The following is a 10,957-nucleotide window of genomic DNA, read 5'->3' on the forward strand; positions in this document are numbered from 1 at the left end:
CGCGTCAATCGGCTGCGGCGGGAGCGCGTGAACCCCTGTGGCCAGGGCGTTCTGCCTGGCCACAGGGGTCACTCGGGCACCTCTGCCGTGATTCAGCCCGCGGGGGAGTCGCTCACGATGCCGACCGGGCTGATCGACAGCTTCGGGCCGTCGGAGGGGGCGTCGGGGTTGTCCACGGGGAGGGAACCGGCGGGCCAGGCGATGGTGACGGTCTTCGTCTCGTTCGGCGGCGTCACCAGGATCTTGGTGACGCGCACACCGGAGCCGCCGCTGTTGTTGACCGGGAACGTGATGTTGAAGGCCGCGGATTCGCCGTCCTTGATGACTCCGGGGACGGCCTTCTCGCCGTTGCGGTTCACGGACAGGGTGTCGCCCGAGGCGGTCTTCAGGTCGACGCCCGCGTAGCCGTTGATCGTGCAGTCGCGGCCGCCGCCGTTCTTGAACTGGACGGTGACGACGCCCTCCGTCTTGCCGGTGGAGTTGTCGACGGCGGTCACCTCCAGCTCGTCGCTGCGGCAGATGCCGACCTTGCCGTTCTCGTTGGATCCGGTGCCGGCGCCGGTGCCCTGACCGCTGTCGTTGCCGCCGCTCTTGCCCTCGCTGCTGCCGCTGCTGCCGGAGGAGCCGCCGCCGGTCCCCTGGTCCGAGCCGCCGTTCCCGCTGTTCCCACCGCTGCCGCCGGTCGTGGAGCCGGACGCGGAGTCGGGGGCCGCACCCGCGCTGCCGTCGTCGTCCCCGTTGCAGGCGGTCAGGCCGAGGGTGCTGATCAGCGCGAGGCCGGCGAGGAGGGTCTTGGTGGCGTGGGCGTGCTTCATGGGGGTCCCCGTGACGTAGTGAGTGGTGGGCCGTGCGGTGAGGCCGTGCCGTGAGGCTGCGCTGTTGCTGTTCGGCCTGGTGAACAGCGAAGCGGGTGGCGCGGGGACGGGGCAATGGCAGCCGGAGGATCAGGAACGCTGGAATGATCGAAGGGGCTCTGACCTGGGGAAACGGTCATCCCCTGGAACGGGCCGGTGGGACGCGGAGAGCTGGGAACGGGGCGCTCCGCTCACGGACGCGACTTCTCACGTTCCGTTTCGTGCACTTCGCGCCCCGCTTCTCCGCGCCCCTCAGTTCTGCTCGGCCCGCTCCGCCTGCCGTGGCCCCGCCGTGGCGGAGGCGCACGCGCCGACCACCCACAGCGCCACGGCCACGATCGCGGCCGCGGCGTCGGACGACGGGTGCAGGGACCAGGCCCAGGGCTCCGGGGTGTTGTCGCTGCCGACCCCGAGGAGCAGCGTGGGGCCGAACATGGCGAGCGGCAGCAGCCAGGCGAGGCCGCTGCCGAAGAGGCGGGCGCTGAGCATGCCGAGGCCGAGGTAGCCGATGACGTTGCGGGCCGCCGAGGCGAAGACCTCGGCCGTGGCGCCGGCCAGCAGCGGCAGTGCGGTCAGGCCCAGGGCCAGGGCGAGGAGGACCACCAGGTACAGCGCCCGGTGGCGGCTCATCGGCTGGGCCGAGGTCTGTTCGAGGTCGGCCATCGGGGAGAACAGCGTGGTGGCGAGGACCATCGCGTGGGCGAGCGGCACGATCTCGGCGACCGGCACGCTGAAGTCGACCAGGTAGCGGAATTCGGGCACCGCCACGCGCTGCCCCGCGAAGGCGGTCGCCGCCAGGGCGACGATCAGGGCGGCGCCGGCCGCGCGGGGCAGGCCCCGGCAGCGTACGAAGGCGAGAACGGCGCGCAGTCGGGGGTCGCGGAGCAGGCGCGCGCGAGGGGTCTCCTCGGGCCGCGCCGACGCGTTCGAGGCGCTTGAGGTGTGCGAGGCGCTCGGGGTGTTCGAGGGGTTCGACGTGGGGTTCGCGGGGGTCATAGCGGCACGGTCGATTCGCTCAGAGAGGCAGCTTCAGAGACGGAGCTAGGACAGCCATGGGGGCTACGGGAGTGTGGGGACGGGCTTGCACGCGCGGATGTCGGCGGCCGCCGCCTCGATCCACTGGTCCTGCCGTGCGCGGGGGGCGCCGGTGATGCGCTCCAGGGCGCGGCCGAACTCCTCCCCGTAGTACTCGCCGGGTGCCCCGATGCGGGCGCGGACGGCCGACTCGAAGAGGAACGTGTCGGGGTAGCCGCCTGCCGCCTTGAGGATGTGCGGTCCGCACTTCGACGACTTGGGCTGCGGGAGGGCCGCCGAGAACATGGCGTCCGTCAGGTCGGCCTGGGTCGCCGCCGGTGACATGAGGGGCAGTTCGGCGGTGGCGCCGGACGGGCGGTGGAGTCCGTCGGCGTAGAAGGCGCGGTTGAGTCCGGACAGGGAGCCGAGCCCGGAGTCGACGGTCCGCAGGGCGGCGCGGGCCTGCGGCAGCAGATGACGGTCCTCCGGCCACAGGCACACCTTGCTGCGGCCGCTGGTGGTGCAGAGCGGCTGCGCGGGCTGTTCCTTGCGCACCGCCCAGTACGAGTCGGGCACCGGCGTGCGGAAGGCCACGAGGGTGCCGCCCGCGACGAGCGCGACCACCGTGAGCGCGCCGAGCGCGACCGGGCGGGGCGCGAGGGCGGTGCGGCGCCAGAGGGCGGGGAGCGCGGTCAGGGCGAGACCGAAGGCCAGACACCAGGCGACGGCGATCAGCATGCGGGTCGTGTTGGGCTCGAACTCCGAGCTCCAGAACTCGTCTATCGCCGGGAACAGCTTGTCGAGCGGGGTGTCGGGGACGAACGCGACGACGACGAAGAGGCTGTACCAGAAGATCCCCGCGAAGGGCGCGACCACGCGCGAGGGCAGCGCCGAACCGATGGCGACGCCGACGGCGATCTGCAGGCCCATCATGCCCGCGCCGAGCAGCAGCGGCGTCCACGCGGGGTCGCTGACCTCGCTGACGGATGCGGTCCGGGAGAACGCGACGGCGATCAGTACGGCGTACGCAAGCAGCGCCCAGAGCCAGGCGGCGAGCCAGAGCAGCAGTGCCTGGGCCCAGCCGCCGCGGGCGGCGGTGTCGGCCCAGACCCGGGTGCGGTGGCGGAAGGCGCGGCCCGCGCTCCAGGCGGCCGCGGCGCTCATCACGGAGCCCATCACGATCACCGAGAAGAGCTGGACCTGCAGGCTGGTCTGGTTCCACCAGCCGATCCAGTCGCTCTCGCCGGGGCTTTCGGCGGTGAAGTAGTAGATGCCGATGGCGCCCATGAGCGCGGCGCCCCACTTGGCCTCGCCGCGGCGCATCTCGGTCAGCAGTACGCGCATCAGCCGGCCACCGCTTCCGTGCCGGCCAGATGCAGATATCCGGCTTCCACGGCTCCCCCGTCGATTTCCTTGGCGGCGACGGCATCGGCGTCGGCGTCATCCGTGTCCGCACCGGAGGAGGGCAGGGCGCACAGTTCGGCGACCGTACCCGTGAAACGGACCGTCCCCTCCAGGAGGACGGCGACCCGGTCGCACACGTGGGCGACGTCTTCGGCGAGGTGGGTGCTCATCACCACCGCGCACCGGTCGCCCAACTCCTTGATCAAGGTCCGGAATCCGACGCGCTGGGCCGGGTCGAGGCCGACCGTCGGCTCGTCGAGGAGGACCAGGGAGGGTTCGTTGACCATGGCCTGGGCGATGCCGACGCGGCGCAGCATGCCGCCGGAGAGGGCGCCCATCCTGCTGTGCGCGTGCTTCTCCATCTGGACCAGGCGCAGCGCCTCGCGGGCCCGGTCGCGCCGCTGGGCGGCGGGGACCTTGCGCAGCCATGCCGCGTACTCGGTGAATTCCAGGACGGTGAAGCGCGGGTAGTAGCCGAAGGACTGCGGCAGCACCCCGATCTGCTTCCGCAGTCGCTGCACGCGGGCCCGTCCCGGGGTCTCTCCCAGGAGGGTGACGTCGCCGGTCTTCGGTCTGCGGGCCGTGCTCAGCAGGGACAACAGGGTGCTTTTCCCGGCACCGTTGGGCCCCAGCAGGCCGGTGACCCCGGCGGGAAAGGTGAGGGTGACGTCGTCGAGGGCGGTCGTCGAGCCGTACTGGACGGTGACGCCCGCGACCGCCGCGACCGGCTGGGAGCCGGACGCGGCGGTGCGGTGGGGAGTACTCACGTGAGTCCTGAGTCCTGAGTTCTGAATCCGAATCAGTTCTGGGCGTTCACGTAACCGTAGGCCCGGCTGCCGGGAATGCCGGCCCAGGTGGCCTTGGTGTAGTACTTGCCACCCGTGCTGGTGCCCTTGTAGCCGCCGCAGCCGTAGCCCTGCTTGTAGCTGCGGGACGTGCTGGCGATCTTCGGGTCAGGACGGAAGCTCTTGTCCTGGTAGATGTACGCGCTGAACGTACGCGTGTCGTTCACCGGCACGTCGCCGCACGCCTTGGCGTGACCGCTGCTCTTGCCCTTCCAGCGGTCACCGTCCTCCTTGCTTCCCCCGGTGGAGAGGGCGAACGGAAGCCGGCTCCCGCTTATCTCGGCGGCCACCGCACCCACGGCAGGCACACTGATGGCCACAGCCGTCAGCGCCCCCACGACCGCGAGCTTGCGCTTCCCCGTAAAACGCTTGCGCATGAACTCTCCTCAAAGCAACACGAATTGGTCGTAACTGCTTGGTCGCCGATCATGCTATTCGAGTACATCCGCCCGCTGCAGATCATTAATTCGGGTGTGTACATGATCACTGCTGGGTGGATGCGCGCGGCGGTGCTTGAGTGGTGGCAGTTGGCCTGATATCGGCGCTGCGCGTGGGTTCCACGGGTGGTGGACTACCGCTGTGGCGACGGCAGCTGACGTCGCATCACGCAAAACGGCTGGTCACGCCGTCGGCCTCACCGCACCAGGCGCGCGCCGGTGCCCTAGCAGCCCCGCGCGCGAGATGGGGCCTCCTCCGCGAAAGGGTTCTCGAAACTGACGTTCTCGGCGATCTGGTGGAGCAGACTCCGGTACTCCGAGCGGCGGCCCACCGCGGTGGTCCCCAGCGCAAGCACCACCAGGCGTTTGCCGTCCGGGTGCGGGAGGTGGGCGAACACCTGAAGGATCGGGTCCTGGGGGAGGCCGGACTCGGCGTTCGGGATGCGGACGAGCTCGCTGAACGAGGCCGGGCCGCAAGGAAGCTCCAAGTACTCGACGTTCGTGTGCCCTTCGGCACCGGCAACGGCACGGGCGGCGGTGACGGCGGGGGCGGCTGCGGCGATGTCCTGCCAGGACAGGGTGAGGAGGGAGAGCAGAAGCCTGCCGCTGCTCTCGCCGCTGCTCACGTCCGGTACGTCGTCTCGATGCAGTCCGATTGAGCACCGCGTGGTCCCGGTCTCGACGAGGGCGGCCAAGAGCTGTTGCCCTCGGGCGAGTTCGGCCAGAAAACGCCGGCGGGCGAGTTCGTCAGGCGCGGCGTCCAGAAGTGGCGCGATCGCGTCGCGCAGCGCCCGGGTTCCGGCGGAGTCGCTCGGGTTCAACAGCGCACGGAAGGGGATGGTGGTGAACCCTGCGGGCTGGGCGAACCAGATGTCGGCCTCGGGGTCATGAGCCGACTCGTCGATGATGAACTTGGGCGTGGTCACAGGGACTTCTCTTTCGACCTGCGCGGATCGGTCTCTGGGGTGAATCCGGCGCGCCGTCCGCGTTCCACGTCGTCGGCTGACGCTCTCCATTCCGTGGTGAGAGCGTGGTGGGAATTCGCCAGCCGCTGGCGGAGGATCTTGCTTCGGCGAGGTGCTCGGCCGTTTGCTGAAGGTGCGGCGATGAGGCCGATCATGCGAGGGTCACCGGCGAACCAGACCGTCTCGATCCGGGCTTTCAGCTGCGCCTTGGCGCGGGGTGCCATTCTGCGGTGCCACCAGCCCACACGGAGGTGGTTGGAGAAGACGAGCGGGAGTTGCTGATGCTCGTCCGCGGGGTTCGGGAACTCGAACCAACCGAACTGATCGCCCTGAACATCGGGATACTGCCCCAGACCGTGCGGAGCGTTGCTGCGCACTTGCCACGGGTACGCCCGCAAGACGCGGCGTTCGCGCATGGCGACCGGGAAGTACCCGAAGACCTGGACGAACAGTCGCCAAGCTCCGTAGATGGAATAGGGAATGAGGATCCACAGAACCCATCGTGTCTCGGAGGACAGGGCGAGGAGGAGGATCCACACACCGATCCACGCGATGAGCCCGGCCACGTTCTTGACCATGAGCAGGAACCAGGCCCGTCGCGTCGGCGGATGATCCCACGCTGTGGGGTAGTCGGCAGGATTCACTGGGAACGCCTCTTTCTGGAGCGGCTGATCTAGGGAAAGGCGAAACGTGCGATGGCCGGGATCCCCGGCAAGTCGATCAGGAGACGCCCGCCATCGACCTTCGTCGACGCCTCGGACCTGCCTTCGTCGTCATCGGCCAACCCGTATACAGCGGTCACGAGGCCCATGGCGCCTGAGGTGGCCCCCACGTTCGTGGCCGCCCTCTCGCTGGTGACCATTGCGTCGATCAAGGGGTTCGCCAGTCCACCGATGCCCTTGGCGGCATCCCAGGTGTGTGTGCCGTAGGTGGCCACTTTCTGTCCGAGACTCATCGCCCCGGCGCCCGCCCGCACTGCTTGAGTGGCAGTGCGGCCGCCCTTGACGACAGCTCCGAGCCCGGGAATCACCCCTACGGCGTCGGCTCCGACGGAAACCAGATTGCTGAAGAAGTCGGCGTCGAACTCCCCCTTGGTGAAGCCGTCCATCAGTGATTCAAGGACAATCGGGTCGGCAATCCGGGTCCCGAGTGCCGCGAGGCTTGTGGCTGATGCCGCCAACATCAGTGCTGCGGCTACCCCGACGCCCAATGGGCCCGCCAGAAGAATGGCCGCCAGCGCGAGAACTCCGGCAATGGCGCTGAGAATGTCGGGAAGATTCTCCTGGATCCAGTCCCAGGCGCCCTCGAGCCAGCCCGGCTCCTGCGGCGCCAGCTTGTCCGTCGCGTCGCGGATCTTTTCCGCGCGGTACTTCGACCGCTCGCTGTGCTCGTGTTGCAGGCTCCGCGCCTTGCCCAGGATCCGGTCGAGTTCGGCCTGCGCGTCCTCGACCTTGCCGTCGGCGAGCTTCTGGGCCTTCTTCGCGTCGTCCTGCTTGCTGCCCTTCTTGTCCAGGTCGGGATCATTGCCGGCGGTGTCGGCGTGTCCCTTCGCGGCCTTCAACGCGTCCCGGGCGTCCTTCGCCTTGCCGTTCAGTTCCTTCGCCCGACGCTGGAAGTCGTCCAGGTCGTTCTCCCAGCGCTTCAGCTGCTTGGCGGCCTTTTCGATGGAGTGCGCGGCATTCTGAAGATTGAGGGAGAGCGGTCCGTCCTCGATGGTCTCGCGGAACGCCACCGCCGCGTCGCCCTCCCAGTAGCTGCCGTCCATCAGCTTCGTGACGACCTTCCGGGTGTCGCGAAGGACAGTGGCGCAGCCGTCCAGTTTCTTGTGCAGCGTCTTGACGGTGTCGCAGTCTCCAGGGGTCGGATCGAAGCCGAGGTCCGGATAGGTGGCGGCACTCGTCACGTCGGGACCACCACGATGTCGTCCTTGGTCTTGCCGGCCTTCTTCATCGCCTTCGTGAGCGCGTCCTCGACTTCCATGAAGGCGTTCTTGTTCTGCTCGATGATCTTGCCCAGATCCTCGGTCTGTTCCCCGATCTGCTCCGCGCCGTACTTCCAGTCCGACTGGAAGTCTTCGCAGGCCTTGTCGAGGTCTTCCGTGCCCAGTCCGCCGACGGTCGCGTCGGCCAGGGCGCTGCGCAGGCCCTTCAGGGATGTGACCGACCCGTCGAGCAACTTCATGAAGTTCTCGAGCTCGACCGCGTCGACTCTCAGCTTCTCGGCCATTCCTGCTCCTGGTTCGCGTCCGCGATCTTCCTTGCTGCCCGCGGGGCCTCGCGTGCGGTGAGGGAGGCCGTCCAGGATCTGTTCCTGCGAGGCGGGGGTTCGCTGGGGTGAACCAAGCTATCTACGGGCGATGGTCGATACCAGCGGCACGTTTATGGAGCGGCGTCCCATATCGGCGCATGCCGGATGTGCCTGATCACTCCTCGATGCCGCCCTGGTTTCCCGAGGTTCCCGGCCTTTATCGGGCAAGGCCACCTGTCACTGTCACGAGTGACCTCTACACTGAGCGCCGGTGGACTACCGGCGGGTGAGGGGTGGTTGACGGTGCGTAAGGCGTGGCTGGTCGCGTCCGTCGGGATCGGCGGGGCCCTCAGCTTCATCGCGCTGCTCGTCGTCGGGACGTACATGGCCGCGGGAAGCATGGCCAACGGAGTCGGCGGGGGGTCCGTGGGGCTCGCCAAGGGGGCCGTGCCGGCCACCTATCAGCCCCTCGTGCAGAAGTGGGGCAACCTCTGCAAGGCCATCAATCCCGCGCTGCTCGCCGCCCAGCTCTACCAGGAGAGCGGGTTCAATCCGCGGGCCAAGAGTCCGGCCAAGGCGCTGGGCATAGCGCAGTTCATTCCGGGGACCTGGGCGGCGCACGGCGTGGACGGGGACGGCGACGGGGACCGGGACGTATGGGACCCGGAGGATGCCATTCCGTCCGCGGCCTCGTACGACTGCAAGCTCGCGGGGTACGTGAAGGACGCGCCCGGCAACCCGACGAAGAACATGCTCGCCGCGTACAACGCGGGGGCGTACGCCGTCATCAAGTACGGCGGCGTGCCGCCCTACAGCGAGACCCAGAACTACGTGAAGACCATCACTGACCTGTCGAAGAGCTTCGCCCGGCCCGTCGGCCGCGTGGCGCCCTCGCAGCAGGCCGCCGGGGCCATCTACTACGCGCAGAAGAAGCTCGGCACCCCCTACCTGTGGGGCGGCAACGGCACCGCGGACCAGGGCGGCCGCTTCGACTGCTCCGGGCTCACCCTCGCCGCGTACCGCTCCGTCGGCATCACGCTGCCGCGCGTCGCCAACGACCAGTACAACGCGGGACCGCACCCCAAGCGGGACGAACTCCTCCCGGGCGACCTGGTCTTCTTCTCCGACGACCTGACCAATTCCCGCACCATCCGGCACGTCGGGATCTACGTCGGCGGGGGCTACATGATCGACGCCCCGCGCACGGGCGCCGTGATCCGGTTCGACCCGATCGACACTCCCGACTATTTTGGCGCGACTCGTGTCACCGAGGACGGGGCCAAGGCCCTGCCGGCCAAGCCGACAGAGGTCTGAGGGGCCTCGGTGCGGGTGGGGCCGGCGGGGCGCGCGTGGTGTGATGTGGCTTGAACTCTCCGTTAGAACACTCCTCTGAGCTGCAGCGATGTATCTCTCTTCGGTAACGTCTGAGTGATCTTTCGGTGGAGGGTGGAACGTATGACGGGGGACCGGGCGTTCCCTTGACTGGACCGACCACGGGGGTTGATGGAGCGGGCGCACCGCACAGTGCGCCCCTGGGCTAGGAGACAAGGGGCCGCAGCGCCATGGCTGGACTCGATGAATCCGGGTCGAACCCCGACGTCGGCCTGCTCTACGACATCAACGGCCTGGCGAAGGACACCCCGTCCTGGTTCGACGGCGCCATGGCCTTCGTCGGGGAGTACGGCCTGTTGCTCGCCCTCGTGCTCCTCGTCGTGTGGTGCTGGTGGGGCCAGCGCAGGCGCGGCACCCTCGACGACGCCGCCACGTCGGTCGCCGCCGTCGTCTGGGCACCGCTCGCCGCGGGCATCGCCGTCCTGATCAACGTCCCCATCCGCGGCTTCGTGGAACGGCCGCGCCCGTTCCGCGTCCACCGCGGCATCGAGCTCCTGGTGGACGGCAAGAACGACTACTCCTTCGTCAGCGACCACGCCACGCTCGCCATGGCCATCGGCGCCGGACTCTTCGTCGCCAACCGGAAGTTCGGGCTCGTCGGCCTCGGCCTCGCCGCCCTGGAGGGCTTCTGCCGCGTCTTCATGGGCGTGCACTACCCGACGGACGTCGTCGGCGGCTTCGCGCTCGGCACCGCCGTCGCGCTGCTCCTGTCACCGCTCGCCATGGCGCTGCTCACGCCGCTCACCAAGATGATCGGGCGCTCCGGCCGCGCGGGATGGCTGGTGTGGGACCGGAAAGTCGGTCCTGTCGCGGCGCCGCTGAGCGGGACGGCGAGGCAGTCGGGTGCGGCGTCGGCGGATCCGGACGAGCGGGACCTCGCCGCCTAGCGGCACTCCCGACCACGGCCACGCGCGCGGCGCTCACGACCACGTTCGAGTCCCAGTGGCCGTCCCTGCCGATGCGGCCGCCACAGGTCAGCAGCCGAAGCTGGGCGCCTACCGCGGGCGCGTAGACCGTGGCGGTGGGGAAGTCCGCCGTGCGGTACGTGTCGACCGCCGTCACATTGAACGTCGTACGTCGCCCCGCCGCCGTCGTCGTCTCGATCCGGTCGCCGGGGCGCAGCCGGTCCAGGTGGGCGAAGACCGCGTCCCGGTAGCCGTTGTCGGCCCTGTCGTGCCGGTCGCCCCGCCCGGTGGGTGCGTCGCGGTGGCCCACCAGGACCGCGGGGCCCCGGGCACCCGGGCGCGGGCCCCGGGTGTACCAGCCCACCTTCATGGCGTCCCCGAACGACGGCACCTCCAGGGCGCCCTGCCGGTCCAGGCCGACCGGCAGGAGAGCCGCGTCGACGCCGATCGCGGCGATGCGGATACGGCCCTCCAGGGCCCGGCCGGAGGGCGGCCCGTCGCCCACCGGGGGCGCCGTGGCGAGAAGCGCGGCCGCGGCGAGCAGCAGGGGGGCCGCCGTGCGGCGCAGGGCGGGGTTCAGGGGTGGTCCGTGCCGGAGCGGGTGCCCGTGCCGGTGCCGGTGCTGTGGGTCCGGCGGCGGCGCAGGAGCCAGACGCCGATGCCGGCCGCGGCGCCGGTGACGGCCGCGGAGGCGAAGGTGAGGGGACCCGCCTCGGGGTGCTCGGCCTCGGCCGTGGCGTGCGTGGCACCGCCTCTGGCCGCACCGGAGGGGGTGGCTTCCAGGGCGCCGATGTTCGTGCCTGTGCTCGTACTCGGGCTCGTGCTTGGGCTCGGGGCCGCCTCGGTGGAGTCCGCGGAGTCCGTCGAGGGCGTTGAGGGCGTTGAGGGGGTGGT

The 10,957-nt window shown here is 69.7% G+C and carries 11 protein-coding genes and 2 pseudogenes; 2 read left to right on the forward strand and 11 right to left on the reverse strand.

Annotated features, from left to right (window positions below):
* Positions 1-92: 92 nt before the first annotated feature.
* The 9 genes from AOK03_RS32780 to AOK03_RS32820 all read right to left on the reverse strand — a co-directional run bounded on the left by AOK03_RS32780 (position 93) and on the right by AOK03_RS32820 (position 7,745).
* The gene (locus AOK03_RS32780) at positions 93-815 is read right to left on the reverse strand and encodes a DUF4232 domain-containing protein (RefSeq protein WP_055569022.1); all 723 of its coding nucleotides are present in this window, start codon (positions 813-815) and stop codon (positions 93-95) included.
* Between the two features lie 291 nt (positions 816-1,106).
* The gene (locus tag AOK03_RS32785; protein WP_055569023.1) at positions 1,107-1,850 is read right to left on the reverse strand and encodes a hypothetical protein; all 744 of its coding nucleotides are present in this window, start codon (positions 1,848-1,850) and stop codon (positions 1,107-1,109) included.
* 63 nt (positions 1,851-1,913) lie between these two features.
* Positions 1,914-3,212: a DUF7224 domain-containing protein gene (locus AOK03_RS32790; protein WP_055569024.1), complete on the reverse strand. Its 1,299-nt coding sequence runs from the start codon at positions 3,210-3,212 to the stop codon at positions 1,914-1,916.
* A complete protein-coding gene (locus AOK03_RS32795; RefSeq protein WP_079075100.1) occupies positions 3,212-4,039 on the reverse strand; it encodes an ATP-binding cassette domain-containing protein in 828 nt (275 codons plus the stop codon). Before AOK03_RS32795 ends, AOK03_RS32790 begins: the two co-directional genes overlap by 1 nt.
* Positions 4,040-4,071: 32 nt before the next feature.
* Positions 4,072-4,494, reverse strand: a complete 423-nt coding sequence (locus tag AOK03_RS32800; RefSeq protein ID WP_055569025.1) for a hypothetical protein — start codon at positions 4,492-4,494, stop codon at positions 4,072-4,074.
* A gap of 284 nt (positions 4,495-4,778) precedes the next feature.
* On the reverse strand, positions 4,779-5,480 hold the full coding sequence (locus AOK03_RS32805) for a hypothetical protein (RefSeq protein WP_055569026.1): 702 nt from the start codon (positions 5,478-5,480) through the stop codon (positions 4,779-4,781).
* Positions 5,477-6,097, reverse strand: coding sequence for a hypothetical protein (locus AOK03_RS32810; RefSeq protein WP_055569027.1), 621 nt, complete (start codon positions 6,095-6,097; stop codon positions 5,477-5,479). Before AOK03_RS32810 ends, AOK03_RS32805 begins: the two co-directional genes overlap by 4 nt.
* A gap of 95 nt (positions 6,098-6,192) precedes the next feature.
* Positions 6,193-7,422, reverse strand: coding sequence for a putative T7SS-secreted protein (locus AOK03_RS32815; RefSeq protein ID WP_055569028.1), 1,230 nt, complete (start codon positions 7,420-7,422; stop codon positions 6,193-6,195).
* On the reverse strand, positions 7,419-7,745 hold the full coding sequence (locus tag AOK03_RS32820; RefSeq protein ID WP_055569029.1) for a hypothetical protein: 327 nt from the start codon (positions 7,743-7,745) through the stop codon (positions 7,419-7,421). Before AOK03_RS32820 ends, AOK03_RS32815 begins: the two co-directional genes overlap by 4 nt.
* A gap of 324 nt (positions 7,746-8,069) precedes the next feature.
* On the opposite strand from AOK03_RS32820, the gene AOK03_RS32825 reads away from it, so the two are divergent.
* Together AOK03_RS32825 and AOK03_RS32830 are read left to right on the forward strand one after the other, a co-directional pair.
* The gene (locus AOK03_RS32825) at positions 8,070-9,080 is read left to right on the forward strand and encodes a C40 family peptidase (protein ID WP_055569032.1); all 1,011 of its coding nucleotides are present in this window, start codon (positions 8,070-8,072) and stop codon (positions 9,078-9,080) included.
* A gap of 248 nt (positions 9,081-9,328) precedes the next feature.
* Entirely contained in the window at positions 9,329-10,045 is a 717-nt protein-coding gene (locus AOK03_RS32830; RefSeq protein WP_055569030.1) for a phosphatase PAP2 family protein, read from the forward strand.
* A 34-nt stretch (positions 10,046-10,079) separates the two neighbouring features.
* On the opposite strand, the pseudogene AOK03_RS44400 reads toward AOK03_RS32830, so the two are convergent.
* Positions 10,080-10,568: pseudogene (locus AOK03_RS44400) on the reverse strand (sortase domain-containing protein); the annotation flags it as partial.
* A 71-nt stretch (positions 10,569-10,639) separates the two neighbouring features.
* Positions 10,640-10,957, reverse strand: a pseudogene (locus AOK03_RS43250) (hypothetical protein); the annotation flags it as partial.

Origin of the sequence: Streptomyces atriruber (assembly GCF_001418325.1) — a bacterium.
GTDB classification, from domain to species: Bacteria; Actinomycetota; Actinomycetes; order Streptomycetales; family Streptomycetaceae; genus Streptomyces; species Streptomyces atriruber.

Excerpts from the sequence above, each read along its gene's own strand:
- AOK03_RS32785 (WP_055569023.1), bottom strand. The coding sequence starts at position 1,850 with ATGACCCCCGCGAACCCCACGTCGAACCCCTCGAACACCCCGAGCGCC.
- AOK03_RS32830 (WP_055569030.1), top strand. The coding sequence starts at position 9,329 with ATGGCTGGACTCGATGAATCCGGGTCGAACCCCGACGTCGGCCTGCTC.
- AOK03_RS32780 (WP_055569022.1), bottom strand. The coding sequence starts at position 815 with ATGAAGCACGCCCACGCCACCAAGACCCTCCTCGCCGGCCTCGCGCTG.
- AOK03_RS32800 (WP_055569025.1), bottom strand. The coding sequence starts at position 4,494 with ATGCGCAAGCGTTTTACGGGGAAGCGCAAGCTCGCGGTCGTGGGGGCG.
- AOK03_RS32790 (WP_055569024.1), bottom strand. The coding sequence starts at position 3,212 with ATGCGCGTACTGCTGACCGAGATGCGCCGCGGCGAGGCCAAGTGGGGC.
- AOK03_RS32820 (WP_055569029.1), bottom strand. The coding sequence starts at position 7,745 with ATGGCCGAGAAGCTGAGAGTCGACGCGGTCGAGCTCGAGAACTTCATG.
- AOK03_RS32810 (WP_055569027.1), bottom strand. The coding sequence starts at position 6,097 with ATGGTCAAGAACGTGGCCGGGCTCATCGCGTGGATCGGTGTGTGGATC.